Origin of the sequence: Emticicia sp. CRIBPO, assembly GCF_009905725.1 — a bacterium.
Taxonomy (GTDB): domain Bacteria; phylum Bacteroidota; class Bacteroidia; order Cytophagales; family Spirosomataceae; genus Leadbetterella.
In genome coordinates this window covers 480,802-499,767 of the sequence record NZ_JAAAKV010000004.1, presented here as the reverse complement: position 1 = coordinate 499,767, position 18,966 = coordinate 480,802, and the positions used below count along the sequence as shown (strand labels likewise).

The window sequence follows — 18,966 nt, the reverse complement described above, 5'->3', positions numbered from 1 at the left end:
TGCAAGTTCCTGACTTTTCGAAAGTCCGTCTATATCTCCAACAAGTTAATGAACTTTATCCTACTCTCTCGTAGGCTTGTGATCTCTCCGATCTCTAATCCCTGCTCTTCCTCTCTGTCGCTTTATCCGTTTCTGTTAATCGTAACGGGCTGCAAAGGTCTGAAATAAATTTTCTAAATCCAAATAAAAAAAGAAAAATATTTTTTGAATCGCAATGAACTTTATCCCCTCTAAACCGCTTCTCTCTATCTCCCTCGCCGTTTGGGATTGCAAAGGTAGAACCTTTTTCCGCAATTCCAAAAACCTCCCACAAACTTTTTTGTGAATATTTTAACACATCCCCATAACACCCTCTGTACCAAAGAAATAACAATAGAAAAAATTAGAAAAAAAAATCAGATTCCTGTGAAAATTCAATTTCATAAGAAACACAAGCGTGAACTTTAATGATAAAATATCTTCAAACAACTCACAGAAGGCCGAATTCTCTATTATATAAAGGAATAAGGGATAGTTAAAAAGTACAAAAAAATGTCAGGCCTGGATAACAGACCTGACATTCCTTATATAACATGATTAAAATAATCAGGAGATCTGGTTTTCCGGAATGTTGGTTTCATGAATAAGGTCAGCCACGAGGCCGGTCCAGCCGGTTTGATGGGCAGCTCCGCAACCCAGGCCGGTGTCGCCGTGAAAGTATTCAAAGAATAAACAGTAATCTTTAAAATGAGGATCCTGGTTGAATTTCTCAATTCCTTTAAAAACCGGACGCTCCCCGTCGCTGCCTGGTTTGAAAATACTGACCAGCCTTTCCGATATCTTCAGAGCCGCTTCCTTTATAGTAACGATCTCGCCGGAGTCTGTCGGGTACTCTACCTCATAGTCATCACCATAATATTGAGCATACTTATGAAGCGAGTCTATAATAAGGTAGTTCAGCGGAAACCAGATCGGTCCACGCCAGTTTGAATTGCCTCCCATAATGGCCAGGTCTGATTCAGCAGGAGAATAGGATACACTCAGGTTTTCCCCATGCAGGTTTAAGGTATAAGGGTTTTCTTTGTGAAACTTGGAAAGCGAACGGATTCCATAATCAGACAGGAACTCACTTTCGTCAAATAACCGCTTCAATACCATCTTCATCCTGTGCCCTCTTAATAAGGATAACATATGGGTTTCTCCTTTACCGGCCTCGTGCCATCTTGAGATCAGGGCAGCAAGGTCGGGGCGATTGTTCAGTATCCATTCCAGCCTTCTTTTAAAGTCCGGAAGTTTATTCAACAATTCTTCATCGATCACCTCAACAGCACACAAAGGAATCAGACCTACCAGGGATCTGATCTTCAGAAAAAGGGTATGTGCACTAGGGGTATGTATCTTATCATAATAGAACTGGTCCTCTTCATCCCAGAGTCCCATCTCACTTCCGTCCATCTTGGTGTTGATGGCGGCGGCGATATGAAGGAAGTGCTCAAAAAACTTGGAAGCCATGTCCTGATAGGCCGGTCGCTCCAGTGAAATCTCGCACGCAATTCTCAGCATATTTAATGTAAAGATGGCCATCCAACCGGTGGCATCTGCCTGCTGCAGCTTAACGCCAGGTATTTGTGCGTTCCTGTCAAATACACCTATATTATCAAGGCCCAGGAATCCGCCGCCAAAAATGTTATTTCCGTCTTCGTCTTTCTGGTTTACCCACCAGGTGAAATTCAACAATAATTTATGGAATATCCTTTCAAGGAATTTCACATCACCTACTCCGCCGTTGAGTTCCTTTTCTATTTCATACACCTTCCAGGTAGCCCAGGCATGAACTGGCGGATTGACATCCGAAAAATTCCATTCATAAGCCGGAATCTGCCCGTTCGGGTGCATGTAATATTCCCTGAGTACAACGGCCAGTTGTCTTTTCGCAAAATCCGGGTCAATCCTAGCCAGTGTGATCGTATGGAAAGCAAGATCCCAGGCTGCAAACCATGGATACTCCCATTTATCAGGCATGGAAAGGATGTTGGCCATATAAGCGTGTTTCCATGGAGCGTTCCGCTGAAAGGCCCTGCCTCTGAACTCAAAAGGCATTTTGGGGTCACCGTTGAGCCACTGGTTTATATTATAATAGTAGAACTGCTTATTCCACAGCATTCCGGCAAAGGCTTGTCTCTGGATTTCCTTTTCTCCGGGATCAGCAATATTGGTCTGTATTTTTCCGTAAAACTCGTCGGCGTCTTTTAATCTTTCTTCAAAGATTTCATCGAAATCTCCGAAAGGCTCTTTAAGCTGTGTATTGTCACTAAAACGCAGTTTGATGATAGCACTTTCTCCGGGCTTTATTACCTTATTATAACAGGCCGACATTTTTGTGCCGATATCATTCGGATTGACAGCGTTGGTTTTGCCGTTAACAACGTAGTTATGGATACCGTCCTTTACATACATAGAAGTATTTTCTTTACCGAAAACCCGCTCCATGTTGGTTTCATTATCACAAAAAAGCAGGTCATCAGCATCCTGACAATACAGCTTCATTCTTCCGAACAGTTTATGCGAAACCTCCACCTGGCTTTTAGTCACTCCGGTCAGCATGGGTTTCTGGGCAAATTCCTCATATCCCCATGACCAGGTATTTCTGAACCATAAAGTAGGTAAGATCGTAAGCGGTGCGGTTTTCTTACTCCGGTTAAAAGCCGTGACTTTCATCAATATGTCATTTTGTCCGGCTTTTGCGTATTCTATAAAGATATCAAAATAGTTATCGAGTTCGAAGGCCCCGGTTTCAATAAGCTCATATTCAGGGTCTTTCCGGGTTCTGCTCCTGGTTTCTTCCGTCAGTTCTTCATAAGGAAATGGCCCGATCGGATACTTATACAGCATCTTCATGTAGGAATGCGTCGGAGTGCTGTCCAGATAATAGTATAACTCCTTAACATCTTCCCCGTGATTTCCCTCAGTTCCGGTCAGTCCGAAAAAACGCTCCTTAAGGATATTATCCTTGTGATTCCAGAAAGCGAATGAAAAACATATGTGTTGTTTGTTGTCCGAAATTCCGCCGATGCCGTCTTCTCCCCAGCGGTAAACTCTTGATCTGGCAATGTCGTGTGAAACATAATCCCAGGTATTACCGTAAACACTGTAGTCTTCTCTGACGGTACCCCATTGTCTGTCAGAAAGATAAGGCCCCCATTTTTTCCATCCTTTGTTGTCTGTTCTTTCAATCAGCCTTAATCTTTCCTTGTTATTCTTCATAGGTCGCTTTGGTTACTAAAAAACAAAAATATAGGTTGGGTTCAATGCCCCAAACATTTTCACAAAAATTAATCAAAGAGATATTCAATTTCTTTAATATCATAGGACTTTTCGGCTATTTCGCCTTCAACAATAAGTTTTCCTGCCGGGTCAATACCCCGGATGGTTCCGAGAAACGTTCCGCTTTCATCTTTAAACCGGGAGAGCCGGCCCGCCCTGAACATAATTTCGAGGTACTTTTTCTTTATTTCGTCCTTATGACCGTTTTTTAAGGAAAGATAAGCCGTTTCAAGATAAAAGCACAATTGCTCCACCAGCCTGTCAAGCGGCATTTCTCCGCCACCGTTTTCGACAGACAGAGAAGTGGCCCTGGGATTTGAAAATGAGTTCTGGTTGATATTAAGCCCGATGCCTATGACCGAGTAATTCAGGCTATTTCCTGAAATTGTACTCTCTATTAATATACCTCCGGCTTTTTTATCGTTGATATAGATGTCGTTGGGCCATTTGATACTGACCCCTTCTGTCCCGTTTGCTTTAAAAAACTGATAAATGCCCGTCGAAACCGCCATGCTCAGGTCAAACTGTTCGGAAGGCCTTAAAAATGAGGGCTTTAAAATAAGTGACATGGTGATGTTCTGGGCTTTGAGGGCCTCCCAGGTATTGCCGCGTTGGCCCCTGCCGGAAGTCTGATGGTCGGTAATGACAATTGTTCCATCAATTCCTTCACCATTTTGAATTTTTTCAGAGGCAATATCGTTGGTAGAGTGACAAGTTGGCAGATAAACTATATTTTTACCAACAAATAATGTTTTGGGCTGAATTTTGTTCAAAATATCTTAAATTAGCGTTTTAATAAAACTAAATCTGTGATGTTTGGATTTAAATTCACTCCCAAACCGCTCGCAAATTTAATCTTAAAAAGAATTGAATGAAAAAAACAAAGGAAATTTCAAGTGAAGAGTTGTGCAAGTTGGTAGTACATGGAATGCAGGAAAAAAAGGCCAACAACATAGTCGTGATGGATTTAAGAAAAGTACACAATGCCATAACTGATTTTTTTGTTATTTGTTCGGGAAATACCGACCCTCAGATTGATGCAATTTCAACCTCTGTTGATGAAGAAGTTTTTAAGGTGTCGCAACAAAATCCATGGCACAGAGAAGGAAAGCAAAACAGAGAATGGATCCTCTTAGATTACGTTAATGTAGTAGTACATGTTTTCAGAAAAGACAGAAGGGAATATTATGATATTGAATCGCTCTGGGGAGATGCGGATTTCACATATTATGGTGAGGACCTTGTGCCGTCTAAAACACCTTTAAATTAATTTTGAACATTTTTTATTAATTAATATGTCAGACAATAATAATAACCAGACACCAAACAAACCCAAGAAGAACATAAATCCTGGTTCAGGTGGTATTCAGGGTTGGATAGTCGCTGCTTTGATCATGGGGATCATCGGAGTTTTGGTGTTCTCACGGTCAAATTCACTCTCTCCGATCAAATATAAGGATCTTGAGAGAATGGTTCTGGCAGGTGATGTTGAAAAAGTATCTGTTGTTTCGGGAAATAATATCGTAGAAGTAACTTTAAATAAAGCCGCTCTTCAGAAAACAGATTATAAAAAGCTATTAGGAAATAACCGATATGCAGCCGGACCTCATCTGAAGGTGGATATCGTTTCAGAAAACTCATTTATGGATGAATTCAAAACATTTTTGAAGTCATCTACTCTTACAGAAAATCAGAAAGCCGACCTTTATCCTGAGCCTATACACCGTGAAGACATCATGAGTATGGTATGGCAGTGGCTGCCGCTGATTTTCTTCTTCGGTCTTATGTATTTCCTGATGACGCGTATGACCGGTGGCGGTGGCCCTGGTGGTGCCCTGTTCAATATCGGAAAGTCTAAAGCGGCTCTGTTTGATGCAGATAATAAGGTAAAAATCACATTTAAGGATGTTGCCGGTCTTGACGAAGCCAAAGAAGAACTGACAGAGATTGTTGAATTCCTTAAAAAGCCGGGCAAGTATACGGAATTGGGTGGTAAAATACCGAAAGGTGCTTTGCTGGTAGGCCCTCCGGGTACAGGTAAAACCTTGATGGCCAAGGCTGTTGCAGGTGAAGCCAGCGTGCCGTTCTTCTCTCTTTCCGGTTCAGACTTTGTAGAAATGTTTGTCGGTGTGGGAGCTGCCCGTGTAAGGGATTTATTCAAGCAAGCTAAGGAAAAAGCACCTTGTATCATCTTTATTGATGAGATTGATGCTGTGGGCCGTTCAAGAGGGCGTGGTGCCATGCCTGGTGGTAATGACGAAAGAGAAAACACCCTGAACTCACTTTTGGTGGAAATGGATGGCTTCGGCTCTGATTCAGGTATCATCATTCTTGCAGCGACCAACCGTCCTGACGTTCTGGATCCTGCCCTGCTTCGTCCGGGTCGTTTCGACAGACAGATCAGCGTGGATGTTCCGGATATTGTAGGTCGCGAAGCGATTTTCAAAGTACACATGCGTCCGTTAAAACTGGCGGCTGAAGTGGATGCCAAGAAACTTTCGGCTCAGACTCCGGGATTTGCCGGTGCTGAAATTGCCAACGTTTGTAATGAAGCTGCTTTGTTAGCTGCCAGAAGAGGCAAGAAAGAAATTGAAATGAAAGATTTTCAGGATGCTATTGATCGTGAGATCGGAGGGCTTGAAAAGAAAAATAAACTTATATCACCGGAAGAGAAAGAAATCGTTGCTTACCACGAAGCCGGACATGCGATCACCGGGTGGTTCCTTGAGCATGCCAACCCTTTGGTTAAAGTGAGTATCGTACCGAGAGGTATTGCCGCTTTAGGTTACGCCCAGTATTTACCGCGTGAGCAGTATCTTTATCGTACAGAACAATTGTTTGACGAAATGTGTATGGCTTTAGGTGGCCGTGCCGCTGAAGACGTCGTATTTGGTAAGATCTCAACAGGGGCTTTGAGTGATCTTGAAAAAATAACTAAGATGGCTTACAGCATGGTCACGATTTATGGTCTTAACGACAAGATCGGACACCTTTCGTTCTATGATTCAAAAGGACAATCTGAATACTCATTCACCAAACCTTATTCTGATCAGACGGCTCAGATCATTGACCAGGAAGTTAAAAAACTGATTGATGAAGCCTACCTTCGCACCAGGAATATGTTGATTGAGAAAAAAGACCTGCTGGATATCCTGGCTAAAGAACTTCTGAAAAGAGAGATTATCTATCAGCATGACCTGGTTGAGATGATCGGTGAAAGACCTTTCGACAGACCGACCGTTTATCAGGAGTTCCTTGATAAGAAAGACGTTGAACCGGAAGAAGAGAAGAAAGAAGAAGTGGCAGAAGAAGAAAAGAAAGACTGATCTCAGATGCTTAATCATACAGAAAGGCCACCCGACGGGTGGCCTTTCTGATTTATATGAAGCCGGTAAAAGTTATTACATTTTAATGAATGTACCCGATAGAGAAATGGAAGGCATCCGGAAACAATTCAAAAGCCTGAGGGGAATTTGACGGCCCGAGTTTAATTGAAGTATAAGAGTTCAGGCTCTTTTCATATCTGAAATCAACAAGAAACTTCCCGAACTCAAAACCGATCCCTGTCTGAATATTGAATTTAGGCTTCTCAAAGAACGACTTGTCAAGGTTCTCTACAGAATAAAGCCCGATGGCTTCTTTCATATTTTTGTTGAGCTTTAAACCGAAATTAGCCGTAGGGCCAAAGAATATCCTTGTTTTTCTGAATCTGAGACCCAGCAATACAGGAACGTCCAGCGAAGAAAAAGATCCGTCTACCCGCTTAAAAAGGTTTCCGTTGCTGGCAATGATATCAAATTTACCGGCCTTTTGTGCGTAATTGACCTCCGGCTGAATATAGAATGAGCCCCTGACAAATCTCATGAAGAACCCGGCGGTAAATCCTGTCGCAAAATCCTCATTGATCACCAGGTTATCCCTGACTACCTTACCGTCTACCAGCAAAGGTGTCCCGCTGCTGCTGACACGAATGACCTGTGCCTCCCCGATTTTGTATTTGCCCTGGCTGACACCACCACGCACGCCCCAGGTGGTCCGCCAGACCCCTCTTTTATATTCCTGGGCATATGACAGGGTATCTATTTCTACCGGAATGGCTGGCTTGTAAACTTCTTTTGCAGTGTCCTTTTTTAAGGTACTCGAATCTTTAGGTGTGACTACCTGGGCTTTTGAGAGATAAGCACCCAAAAGCATCATTATTATATAAATTTTTCTCATCAATATGGTAAATTTTTCATTAGTTCAAAGCAAAAATTGAGCCATTTATACCTGCTCAACAATCATCACGGTGATACGGCTGACACAGACCAGCTTGCCTTCTTCATTGGTGATCTTGATGTCCCAGAGGTGTGTTTTGCGACCCAGATGCACTGCAGTTACTTTACCATACACCCATCCCTCACTTACCGGACGCAGGTGATTGGCATTGATTTCCAGTCCTACGGCCCTTTGCTTCACCGGGTCTGTAAGACAAAGGTAAGAAGCCACACTGCCGAGCGTTTCAGCCAGGACCACCGAAGCCCCGCCATGTAAAATACCGAAAGGTTGCTTCGTCCTGTGATCCACAGGCATTTTTGCCGTGATAAAATCCTCTCCGATTTCGATATATTCAATCCCGATGTGTCTTGGAAGTGAATATTCATCGATTTCTGCTAATTTTTGTAAGGCAATGGTCTTATTAAACATGTGTTTCGTATTTTTGTGAAAATTTTGTTACAAATAAACCATAAATGATTTAAACCAAAGGAAAAAAATGCATTCTTCTCTAAAAGAAATTTATCTGATCAGACATGGTGAAACAGAATTTAACAGGTTGGGAATTATTCAGGGCAGCGGGGTTAACTCCGAGCTGAATGAAAAAGGAAGGGCTCAGGCTCAGGCTTTTTTTGACGCTTATCAGGACGTTCCGTTCCAAAAGGTTTATACTTCCGTTTTAATCCGCACACATCAGACTGTTGAAAATTTTTTAAAGCTCGGTATTCCTCATGAGGAGTTGGCTGAACTCAATGAGATCAGCTGGGGCAGCAAGGAAGGAAGAACACCCAACCCTGTGGACGATCAATATTATAAGGAGTTGCTTGAAGGCTGGCAAAAGGGAGACACCCATTTACCGGCAGAAGACGGTGAAAGTCCTGAACAGGTGGCTGTCAGACAGAAAGTGGCTTTAAAAAAGATTCTGGCCAATACCGACGAAAGCCTTATCCTGATTGCGATGCACGGCAGGGCCATGAGAATATTGCTGGCTCACATCAGTGGTCTTCCGCTATCAGAAATGGACCGGTTTGAGCATCAGAATGTTTGTCTTTATAAATTATCGTATAATTATGAAACATCCGAGTTCAGCATACTGCTCCATAATGATGTAAGTCACCTGGAAATGTTGAAAGTGTGATTTTGTCCATTCAAAAAACCAGATTACCTCTGGTCATATAATCGGGGTGTTTTGGGTTTTATCAGTTATTTTTGAAAAATCGTAAGTGATGGCATCATTATGAATCAAAAACAGGCGTATTGGTTTTCTCAGATCATGGGGTGGACATTCTATCTCCTCACCTTTCTGATCAATCATATTGCAATGTTTTCGTTCAATTATGATGAGTTCAGTGATCTTATCGGCAATTGTGTGGTCAATATCATTGCCTGTATATCGCTCACTCATTTTTTCAGAATGATATTCAAGAAGTATAACTGGATAAAACTCCCCATTCTTCAGTTGATCTTCAGGTGTTTTGGTGTGATATTACTGATGGCTTTTGTCATGACTGCCATCAACATTCCGCTTGACAGCGAAATCATCAACACTGAAAAAATGCACTGGGCACTGATCGACATCTCTTATATCGTGACATGGAGCAAGCCGTTTACGATATGGATTCTGCTGTATGTGTCCTACGCTTATACCAACGAGCGTAAAAACGACGCCATCGAAAGGATCAAACTTCAGACTTCGGTTGAAGCCTCTGAAGCCAAAATCCTCAGGGCCCAGATGAACCCTCATTTTATGTTCAATGCCCTTAACAGCATCAGGGCCCTGATCGTAGAAAACCCTCAGAAAGCCCAGACGGGCATTACCCAGCTTTCGAACATCCTGAGGAGTTCACTTGTGGCAGACCGGAGGACTACGGTTTCTCTCAAGGAAGAGCTTAAAACCATCGAAGATTATCTCGGGCTTGAAAAAGTAAGGTATGAAGAGCGTCTGCAGGTCAAATGGGACATAGACGAGAATACCCTGGGTGTTCAGGTGCCTCCGATGATGCTCCAGACTTTGGTAGAGAATGCCATCAAACACGGTGTTCAGAAGGCCCTGAGATGGGGTTTTGTGGAAATCAATACCAGTAAATCTGATGATTTTCTTTATATCAAGATCCGGAATACAGGACGCCTCTACACAACAGAATCAAAATCTGAAGCCGGCGGTTTCGGATTGATCAATACCATTAAACGCCTGAAGCTATTGTATGGTGAAAAGGCCAATTTCAGGATTTATGAACAGGATGAACTGACGGTTTGTGCCGAAATAACCATTCCGCTGGATGTCCTGGTCACTACTTAAAGACAACATGTAAACTTATTAACCCTATGAAGGCAATTATTATTGATGACGAGCGTCTGGCAAGAAACGAGCTGAGACGTCTTCTGGAAGAATTCCCAAGAATAAATATAGTTGGTGAAGCTGCCAATGCCGAAGAAGCCATCCCGATGATAGATGAACTTCAGCCTGATCTTTTGTTCCTGGACATTCAGATGCCTGGAAAAAACGGGTTTGAGTTGCTGGAAGCCATTGAGGATAAAGTTCCGGAGGTGGTGTTTACCACGGCTTATGACGAATATGCCCTGAAAGCATTCGATTTCAATGCCCTGGATTATCTGATGAAGCCTATCGACTCAGGAAGGCTGGCAGAAGCCATCCAGAGGGTTGAAGAAGAACTCAAGAAAAACACTACTACCACAGAAAACGCCTCTTCAGCTGTTTATTTATCTGAAAATGACCAGGTGTTTGTCAAAGACGGTGAAAAATGCTGGTTTGTTAAACTGGGTAAGGTCAGACTTTTCGAATCCATGGGTAATTACGTCAGGCTGCATTTTGAAGACCAGAAACCGATGATCCTGAAGTCATTGAACAGCCTGGAAGAAAGACTTGATCCCAAGATCTATTTCAGAGCCAACCGCAAGCACATCATTAATCTTCAATGGGTGGATAAAATAGAACCATGGTTTTCCGGCGGATTGCTGGTAACCCTTAAAAGCGGCGATAAGAATACCCAGATAGAAAAAATAGAGATTTCAAGAAGACAAGCCATCAAATTTAAAGACCTGATGAGTCTTTGATGATCAGGGCAAAACCCGGCAGACCTTATGTCTGCCGGGTTTTATTCTTTTATACCCCCGCCGGTCTGAGGGCCCGGGGTTAATTTGTTTTCTTTTTTCTGTAATTGACTTTCCACCCACTCCATTTTCCCTCCTCCGTTTTCCTTTTTCCTTCTTCCTTTCGCCTTACTTTCCTATTTTTTATTATCTTGCCGTCTGAATACAAAACTGACAATTAAGGCAATAATGAGCAAATATCTTTGGGGTGTTGACCTGGGGGGCACCAAAATAGAGGGGATAATCATTGAAAAAGATTCTAACGAGATTATTATCAGGAAGCGGGTCCCGACGGAAGCTGACCAGGGGTATCCGCATATCCTTTCTCAGATAAAAAAACTTATTGATCTTCTCAAATCAGAAACCGGGATAACTCCTGAAGCCATAGGTTTCAGTACACCCGGCACATTGGATCCGGGCAGCCAGACCATGAAAAACTGCAATACAGTCTGCATGAACGGCCAGCCTATGAAAAAAGACCTGGAGGAAGTCCTGGCCGTCAGGATTGAAATGGCCAATGACGCCAACTGTTTTGCCTTAGCAGAAACCACCATGGGTATAGTGAAAGACGTGATGCCTGATGCCAATGTGGTTTTCGGGGTTATCCTGGGTACCGGTGTGGGTGGTGGCGTGGTCGTCAACGGCAAAGTCATTAACGGCCGTCATGGCATCGGCGGAGAATGGGGGCATATCGTCCTTGATCCCGACGGGGAAGATTGTTACTGTGGCAAAAAAGGTTGTAACGAAACGATTTTTGCAGGTCCTGCCCTGCAGAGATATTACACCAGGCTGAGCGGTAAACAGTTGACTCTGAAAGAAATCCTCGACCTGCATCTGGCCGGAACAGACGCTCATGCGACCGCCACGATCAGGCACCTGATGAAGTCATTTGGAAGTGCCATAGCCTCTATCATCAATGTCCTTGACCCTGATGTGATTGTGCTGGGTGGCGGGGTGAGCAACATTGACCTGCTTTATACCGAGGGAGTCAAAGAAATAGAAAACAGCATTTTCAATAACCGTAAAGTGGAAACCCTGTTTCTGAAACCGAAACTCGGCGACAGTGCGGGGGTATTTGGTGCGGCAGAGCTCGTCAGATAAATCATCCTGAAACGACAGGCTAAAACCTATTTCATGCAGACTTTAGAATTTCAGTTTTACCCGACTTTGCTGAATGAATTCGGCAGGTATATCCGGAACCCGGATGAGACCCATTTCAGGCAACTCCTGAACAGGATCAACCGGGTTCCTGATTTTGATGAAGAAACACTGAAAAGATTCCAGAAAGGCATGTCTTTTGAAGATGCCGTGCTTAAAAACAAACCTTCGTCCTACGACCCTGTGCTGCTGGAGAAAGTCAGAAGCATGCTTCCGAAAAGGAGGGTCACCCAAAAGTTAATAAGATTTACCCATGAAAACATCAGGTTTTACGGGTATGCCGATGTTGTAGGTGAAAGAAGAGTCATTGACCTTAAAACAACTTCCAGCTACCAGCCCAATAAGTTTGCGTTTAATTTCCAGAACCTGTACCTGTATGCTTTAAGAAATGAGGGATGCGACCGGATGGATTACATCATTTATGATTTCCGGGAGGTCTATGTGGAAACCTACTATGCCAGCGAGTATGATTTCGGGTTGATGCTCCACCAAATGGAGCTTTTCGCAGAGTTTCTCAATGAAAACAGGAAACTGATCAGAGACAAGAAGATATTTATTGACAAGCCGTTCGGAGATGGTTTATTCGAACCGGGATTCTGAAACCCCGGTTCGGATTCCCTGTTTATTTCTTCAACACTTCCTGTATCGGCTTACCTACCGAACCGTTCGGCTCAAGAATCTTAAGCAACATGGCCAATGTAGGGGCTATATCCGAGATATAAGTCGGCTGAGTGGTCTCACCCTTGTTAATTCCCCATCCAAACCACAACAGCGGTGCGTGCGTATCATAATTGTACATGGTGCCGTGGGTTGTTCCTTTGACGTAACCGGCCATCCAGGCTGGCTCCGGAAGGATCATGATGTCACCACTTCTTTTAGGATTATACACATTAATGATCTTTTCTCTGAAATACTGCGGTACGGAGTGCATATTGGCATTGCGAAGGTCAACGATGTTGTAAATACCCTCGTGCTCAATGCTTTTGGTTCTCAGGATATCCACGATCTGAGGAATAGTCACTTTCTTTTCAGTAAGCAGGGCGTCGTTCATGTATAGCTGGTAGTTGTCTTCGGTGGTTACCCATTTGCCTTCACCCAATACACTGCTGATGGCCGCATTGGCAAATTTCTCCAGCTCACCCCCTACAAATAATCCGGAAGGCACATTGTGTTTTTTCAAAAATGCCGGAACCTCCGCCACAGCATGGTCAGCTGAAAGGAACACCGTGTATTTGCCTGCCCCTACGGTTTTGTCCAGGTGGGTCAGAAGGTCTTCAATATCTTTGTCGAAACGAAGGTAAACATCTTCAATTTCTTTAGACTGGGGACCGAAAGCGTGGCCAACATAATCAGTAGAAGAAAAACTGACTGCTAAAAAGTCTGTTGCTTCACCCCTTCCCAGTTGCTCAGCTTCGATAGCCGCAATAGCAAATTCTTTGGTGAGGTTGTTACCGAACGGTGTGGAAGCTAAACTTCCGATGGTTACTTTATGAGGAAAAACCGGTTTAACATCCCCCGCAATCAGGCTTTCATAAGGCTGATCATCACCTTCAGAGGCTGTGTACGTATCAATCGGATACAAGGTCTCCCATGGCAGCTTGGTGTACGACTCAGGTAATTTACGGTCGTTAAAATCCTTCACCCATTTAGGCAACTCCTTGGTATAATAAGTACTGGTGATCCAGTTGGCATTTTTAGTATCAAACCAATATGCTGATCCGGTGTGTCCGGCAGGCAGGATGGCTCCCCTGTCTTTGAAAGCCACACCAACCACCTTAGACTTAAACTGCGAAGCAATTCTCAGCTGATCTGTGATGGTAGTGGCCTTCAGGTTTTTAGGCGACATCTTCCCGGCATTAGGGTTACCCTCTCCTACAATAGAAACGGTGGAGTCAGAAACCACATACATTGATTTTTTGAGGGATCTTTCGTACCAGTCATTCCCGACGATCCCGGTGATGGCAGGAACAGAACCTGTATACACATGGGCATGACCAGGGCCTGTGATGGTAGAAGCATAGTGATAGTGGTTATTACGGCAGTTAAATCCTTCATTCATTAACCTCTTCAAACCTTTATCTGAATATCTTGAATAAAACCTGTACAGGTATTCATACCGCATCTGATCGACAATGATTCCCACGACAAGCTTTGGTTTATCCGGTAGGGGTTCTTTTTTCTTTTGCGAAAAAGCACTAAAAGACAATAAGACTAGAACTGCAAGTATTCTGACTCTCATAATTTAACTGATTGAATTAATAATGGACAAAAATAAGGCACACATTACATAGGATTTTAAAACAATCTCTTTTTATTTTGTGTTAACCCTAAAACAAATATACAGAAAATGCTCTGGTTGTATAAAATTTTAATTGTTGCAGGAACATTCGCTTTCATGGAAGGCGTAGCGTGGTTTTCACATAAGTATATCATGCATGGATTCGGGTGGAACTGGCACAAAGACCACCATAACCACCACAAGGGTTTCTTTGAGAAAAATGATTACTATGCGGTCTTCTTCAGCATTATTGCCTCTTCTACCATCATTTACGGTAACATTGATCCGCAATACTGGTTTCTGACCTATTTTGGCTTCGGTGTGACTTTATACGGCATTGCCTATTTTATTTTTCATGATCTGATCGTTCACCGCAGGATAAAATTCAAATATTCGGCCAAAAGCAGATACATGAAAAGGATCATGAATGCCCACTACGTGCATCACAAGGTACACACCAAAGAGGGTGCCCAGGCTTTTGGTTTCCTGTTTGCTCCTAAAAAATACGACATTAAGAAGAAGGTATAAGTCACTTACCGTAAGTCTGATACGCAATCTCTGCCAGTTCGCCGATGATCTTTTCGGCCTGTTCCTGGCTTTCGAAATTCTGAACAAATACCGAAACGATAACCGGCTCCCTGGAAAAGATGATCCCGGCATCGCCCCGTACATAATCCAGTGTTCCTGATTTGTGGGCAACAGGGACTGTTTTCGGAATTTTACGGGGGATAGTGGTCACATCTTCACATTTCAGCAATATCTCTAAAGCTTTTTTGGAAGATTGGTCCTTAAGAATTCTTTTGGTGAGCAGACCCCAGAGCATTTTACTGACTTCAAACGAGGTGATATAATTCTGTTTGCCTTCCTGTATGGCCTTAAAATCCATCATTTTGCGATTCAGACGGGTTTCATCAAATCCCCAGTTTTCAAGTCCCAGATTGACATTCTCCATCCCGATCCTGTCAATCAGCAGGTTGGTGGCTACGTTATCACTTACGGCAATCATCTTGACCGCAAGTTCTTCTATGGTAAATTTCTTGCCGGCTGCTTCATATTGCAGATCTCCGGATCCCCCTACCCTGTCTTCTGTGTGCAGTTTTATTTTTTCTTTCCATTTCACCCTCTTTTCATCCACCTGCTGTGATAATTCGATCAGGACCGGTATTTTAATCACGCTGGCAGAAGGCACTCTGAGTTTCTCATTCTTAGCATACCTGACTTCCCCGGATTTATCCAGGACGGTGACAGACACGATAATATCAGGATCGAGGGCCTTCAGATAAGCATCAAAAGCTTCATTCTGCCCGGCAGCATTTAAAGTAATCATCAGGAAAAGAGGCAGGAATAATATTTTCATTATTTATTGAAATTTCAATCAAAATAATATATATAATATTTACAGAATAATATATTTTCAATAAATTCTGAAATAACTATATAAATTAAATTTACTGAATTTATGATAAAATAAAATCACAAAATGGATCACTATGACGATAACGAAAAAAGAATGCTTATTTGGTACGTTCTATGGTAAACTGTACTAAGTTCTGAAGGGAATTCCTGTATTCTGACTCCGGGAAGGTTTCCAGGATACGGAAGGCATCATCTACGTAAGTCTGCATGACTTTGGTGGTATACTCAATTCCACCCGAGCTTTTCACGAATTTAATCACCTCAGCCACTTTGGAGGGCTTGTTAGACTCGTTCTTGATGATGTTGATATAATGTCTTTTATCCGACCAGGAAGCATTGTTGAGGGCATAAATCAGGGGCAGCGTCATTTTCTTCTCCTTGATGTCGATCCCGGTAGGTTTACCAATCTCATCATCCCCGAAATCGAAAAGGTCGTCTTTGATCTGAAAAGCCATACCTATTTTTTCCCCCAGAAGCTTGGCCTCACCGATGGTCTTTTCATCACAACCCACCGAAGCCGCTCCTACCGCACAACATGAAGCAATAAGCGAGGCGGTTTTCTGACGGATCACATCAAAATAGATTTCTTCTGTAATATCCAGTCTGCGGGCCTTTTCGATCTGAAGTAATTCTCCCTCACTCATCTCCTTGATGGCATCAGAAACGATTTTCAACAACACAAAGTCCTGATTGTCAATACTCAGAAGCATACCCCTGGACAAAAGATAATCTCCAACCAGAACGGCTATCTTGTTTTTCCATAAAGCATTGATTGAGAAAAAACCCCTTCTGTAGTTGGAATCATCCACGACGTCGTCATGGACAAGGGTGGCGGTATGCAGCAGTTCTATGAGAGCAGCTCCGCGATAAGTGGCTTCAGAAATATTGCCCAGAGACCCCGCCGTAAGAAACACAAACATAGGCCGGATTTGCTTTCCTTTTCTATGAATGATGTACTTCATGATCTGATTAAGCAACATCACATTGGTTTTCATGGAATCCCGGAATTTTTTTTCAAATTCCTTCATTTCATGAGCTATCGGGGCTTGTATTTCTTTAATTGATAAGGCCATTAAGTTTTGGATTCGGAAAGCAAAATTACGTGAATTTTGACCGATCATATATTAATTACAATTTTACGATTCAAAATCTGTATTCAACAAAATCTATTGGATAAATATAATTTTTTTACAAAAAAATGCAATAAAAAATGAAAATAGATGATAAACCTGATAAAATCCGGAATTTCTCCCATTGAATTATATAATGCTGCAGGCTCTGCACAAACTCTGCTTTTATTTTCAGACTTATAAAATAATCCTTTATATTTATGCTTTTGAAGCATATATATAAGTACGATTGAATGAAAGCATTGGTTTTAGGAGGAGGATCACTCAAAGGAGCATGGCAGGTAGGAGCTATTCAGGCTGTTCTCGAAACCGGATTCAGACCGGACATGATTTACGGAATTTCTGCCGGTGCCCTCAATGCCTCTTTTATGGTGAATGAAGCCGGAAAAGAATTTCAGAAAACCGGGGACATCAACTGGGATCTTGTCAACAAAAAACTGATCAGCTTTTGGGTTGAAAACATCACTAAACCGTCGGACATCGGCTTACTAAGGTCAAGATGGAGCCTGGGCATTGATACGATACTCAGCAGGTTTGACGGCTTGCTGGACACCAACCCGCTTCACGAAAAGCTCAAAAAATACATTGACCTCACCACCCTCAGAAGAAGTCCTGTGAGGCTGAAAGTCGGGGCCGTGAATGTCAACACCGGGGAAATGCACTATGCAGACCCCCTGGAACAGTATTTCCTCGATTTTCTCAGAGCCAGCAGCTCTTTACCCATCATTATGCCGAGTATCCAGATCGGGGGCGATCATAAAGAAGTTTATCTTGACGGCGGCATCAGGGAAGTAGTGCCTTTAAGAAAAGCGATAGAAGACGGAGCGACCGAGATTTATGCCATTGCGACCCATCCTAAAGTAAGAAAAATGGCACCGATCAATTACAGAAGCTTTTTCGCTTTGATTGAGAGGATCAAGGACATTTCAGTTAATCAGCTGGAAAACAACGACATTGACTGGGCAGAGAATTATAATGAAAACCTGATGTCAATCGGGGGGTTTACGCTCAACAAAAAGATCAACCTGAAGATGATCAGGCCGGAAGAACCTCTGAATATCAACCTGACGAGTTTCAACACTACCGACATCAAAGAAATCATCAAACAGGGTTATTCTTACACTTATACCAAACTGCGTCAGTAAAGCTTTACCCTGTTGGAATAAAACACCCAGAAACCACCCAGAACGGCCAGGATCGAAATGGCGAACGGCAGACTGATGGCATCAGAAATAAAACCTATGACCACCGGCCCTAACAGGAAGCCGCCCATGGCAAAGGTATTCATCAGGGCCAGACCGGCCCCCTTGGCCATATTGGGCACCCTCGCCGCACTGGCATAAAGAATAGGTGCCCCGCAGGAAACCCCCGCCCCTACCAAAGCAAAACCGACAATGGCTGAAGCAGTGTAAGGAAAAGCAACCGCAGTGACGATGCCTGAGATACTGAGTAATCCACCGTAAACCAACACCTTATTACTTCCGAAAAGCGGAATGATCTTATCTCCGGCCAGACGGCCAAAAGCCATAAACAAAGAGTATCCGGATAAACCCCAGCCTACAAAATATGGATTGGTATTGACCACATCTCTCATATAAACGGCGGTCCAGTCGGCCATAGAACCTTCTGTGATATTGATACAGATACTTACGATGATCATAATAAGAAGAGCCCCTGTTGGAAAACTGAACTTGGGACGGGGACTTTCGTCTTCATGGTGGTCATCATAAATACTCAGGATGACCGGCCTGATGATGAAAAGCAGACAGAACAGCAAAATCCCTACAGAAATCATGTAATAGCCGGGAACGACGTCGAGCCCCCTGGCAAAACTGGCAATCAGCGAACCGAACATGAGGCCTAAACTGAACATTCCATGACAGGTAGACATAATGTTTACTTTTTCGTGCTGCTCAACGGAGGTAACGCAGGTATTCATGCCCACGTTGGTGATGGTAATACCCGCACCGGAAAGGAACATACCCAGCGAAACCAGGTAGATATTGGGGGCATTCAGAGGCACAGCGAAAGCACAGATCATGAAAGCCAGACCGAATAAAGTGGTGTTTCTCATCCCGAACCTGTGCACCAGGAAAGCCGCCACAGGATTCATGGTGATAGAACCCACAGGCATGCTTAACAGCAGCAACCCTAGCTGAGCATCATCCAGATCGAATTTTTGTTTAACAAAAGGAATAAAAGTGGCCCAGCTTCCGAATAAAAGCCCCAGTGAAATAAAGGCCATTCCGATACCGAGGCTTAATCTGTTCCCAAAAAAGTCTTTTGTAAGGTGAGAAAACATGTAATTTATGATAG

At 43.1% G+C, this 18,966-nt stretch carries 17 protein-coding genes; 9 read left to right on the top strand and 8 right to left on the bottom strand.

Annotated features, from left to right (window positions below):
* Window positions 1–585 precede the first annotated feature (585 nt).
* Complete coding sequence (locus tag GVN16_RS11200; RefSeq protein WP_166563971.1) at window positions 586–3,243, bottom strand: MGH1-like glycoside hydrolase domain-containing protein; 2,658 nt, start codon at window positions 3,241–3,243, stop codon at window positions 586–588.
* Window positions 3,244–3,311: 68 nt separating this feature from the next.
* Complete coding sequence (locus GVN16_RS11195; RefSeq protein ID WP_166563970.1) at window positions 3,312–4,076, bottom strand: biotin--[acetyl-CoA-carboxylase] ligase; 765 nt, start codon at window positions 4,074–4,076, stop codon at window positions 3,312–3,314.
* A gap of 98 nt (window positions 4,077–4,174) precedes the next feature.
* On the opposite strand from GVN16_RS11195, the gene rsfS reads away from it, so the two are divergent.
* Together rsfS and ftsH are read left to right on the top strand one after the other, a co-directional pair.
* Window positions 4,175–4,573, top strand: coding sequence for a ribosome silencing factor (rsfS, locus tag GVN16_RS11190; RefSeq protein ID WP_166563969.1), 399 nt, complete (start codon window positions 4,175–4,177; stop codon window positions 4,571–4,573).
* Window positions 4,574–4,598: 25 nt separating this feature from the next.
* Window positions 4,599–6,629, top strand: a complete 2,031-nt coding sequence (gene ftsH, locus GVN16_RS11185) for an ATP-dependent zinc metalloprotease FtsH (protein ID WP_166563968.1) — start codon at window positions 4,599–4,601, stop codon at window positions 6,627–6,629.
* An 82-nt stretch (window positions 6,630–6,711) separates the two neighbouring features.
* On the opposite strand, the gene GVN16_RS11180 is transcribed toward ftsH, so the two are convergent.
* Both GVN16_RS11180 and GVN16_RS11175 read right to left on the bottom strand, forming a co-directional pair.
* Window positions 6,712–7,521 (bottom strand): porin family protein, encoded by an 810-nt coding sequence (locus tag GVN16_RS11180; RefSeq protein WP_166563967.1) that lies wholly within the window; start codon window positions 7,519–7,521, stop codon window positions 6,712–6,714.
* A gap of 45 nt (window positions 7,522–7,566) precedes the next feature.
* A complete protein-coding gene (locus GVN16_RS11175) occupies window positions 7,567–7,989 on the bottom strand; it encodes a hotdog fold thioesterase (protein WP_166563966.1) in 423 nt (140 codons plus the stop codon).
* A gap of 67 nt (window positions 7,990–8,056) precedes the next feature.
* On the opposite strand from GVN16_RS11175, the gene GVN16_RS11170 reads away from it, so the two are divergent.
* From GVN16_RS11170 to GVN16_RS11150, 5 genes are all read left to right on the top strand, one after another.
* Window positions 8,057–8,695, top strand: coding sequence for a histidine phosphatase family protein (locus GVN16_RS11170; RefSeq protein ID WP_166563965.1), 639 nt, complete (start codon window positions 8,057–8,059; stop codon window positions 8,693–8,695).
* Window positions 8,696–8,794: 99 nt separating this feature from the next.
* The gene (locus GVN16_RS11165) at window positions 8,795–9,856 is read left to right on the top strand and encodes a sensor histidine kinase (protein WP_166563964.1); all 1,062 of its coding nucleotides are present in this window, start codon (window positions 8,795–8,797) and stop codon (window positions 9,854–9,856) included.
* A 26-nt stretch (window positions 9,857–9,882) separates the two neighbouring features.
* The gene (locus tag GVN16_RS11160) at window positions 9,883–10,632 is read left to right on the top strand and encodes a LytTR family DNA-binding domain-containing protein (protein ID WP_166563963.1); all 750 of its coding nucleotides are present in this window, start codon (window positions 9,883–9,885) and stop codon (window positions 10,630–10,632) included.
* Window positions 10,633–10,857: 225 nt separating this feature from the next.
* Window positions 10,858–11,769 carry an ROK family protein gene (locus GVN16_RS11155; protein ID WP_166563962.1) on the top strand — a complete coding sequence of 304 codons (912 nt, stop codon included), beginning with the start codon at window positions 10,858–10,860 and terminating at the stop codon, window positions 11,767–11,769.
* A 33-nt stretch (window positions 11,770–11,802) separates the two neighbouring features.
* Complete coding sequence (locus GVN16_RS11150) at window positions 11,803–12,426, top strand: PD-(D/E)XK nuclease family protein (RefSeq protein ID WP_166563961.1); 624 nt, start codon at window positions 11,803–11,805, stop codon at window positions 12,424–12,426.
* 22 nt (window positions 12,427–12,448) lie between these two features.
* Here GVN16_RS11150 and pafA read toward each other — a convergent pair whose 3' ends face one another.
* Window positions 12,449–14,065 carry an alkaline phosphatase PafA gene (gene pafA / locus GVN16_RS11145; protein ID WP_166563960.1) on the bottom strand — a complete coding sequence of 539 codons (1,617 nt, stop codon included), beginning with the start codon at window positions 14,063–14,065 and terminating at the stop codon, window positions 12,449–12,451.
* 108 nt (window positions 14,066–14,173) lie between these two features.
* Between pafA and GVN16_RS11140 the strand changes: the two genes are divergently transcribed.
* A complete protein-coding gene (locus GVN16_RS11140) occupies window positions 14,174–14,632 on the top strand; it encodes a sterol desaturase family protein (RefSeq protein WP_166563959.1) in 459 nt (152 codons plus the stop codon).
* A 1-nt stretch (window position 14,633) separates the two neighbouring features.
* On the opposite strand, the gene GVN16_RS11135 is transcribed toward GVN16_RS11140, so the two are convergent.
* Complete coding sequence (locus GVN16_RS11135; RefSeq protein ID WP_166563958.1) at window positions 14,634–15,461, bottom strand: serine hydrolase; 828 nt, start codon at window positions 15,459–15,461, stop codon at window positions 14,634–14,636.
* Between the two features lie 157 nt (window positions 15,462–15,618).
* The gene (locus GVN16_RS11130; RefSeq protein WP_166563957.1) at window positions 15,619–16,593 is read right to left on the bottom strand and encodes a polyprenyl synthetase family protein; all 975 of its coding nucleotides are present in this window, start codon (window positions 16,591–16,593) and stop codon (window positions 15,619–15,621) included.
* Between the two features lie 290 nt (window positions 16,594–16,883).
* Here GVN16_RS11130 and GVN16_RS11125 point away from each other — a divergent pair, with 290 nt between their 5' ends.
* Complete coding sequence (locus GVN16_RS11125; RefSeq protein ID WP_166563956.1) at window positions 16,884–17,795, top strand: patatin-like phospholipase family protein; 912 nt, start codon at window positions 16,884–16,886, stop codon at window positions 17,793–17,795.
* On the opposite strand, the gene GVN16_RS11120 is transcribed toward GVN16_RS11125, so the two are convergent.
* A complete protein-coding gene (locus GVN16_RS11120) occupies window positions 17,789–18,952 on the bottom strand; it encodes an MFS transporter (protein WP_166563955.1) in 1,164 nt (387 codons plus the stop codon). The genes GVN16_RS11125 and GVN16_RS11120 overlap by 7 nt on opposite strands.
* Between the last annotated feature and the right edge of the window lie 14 nt (window positions 18,953–18,966).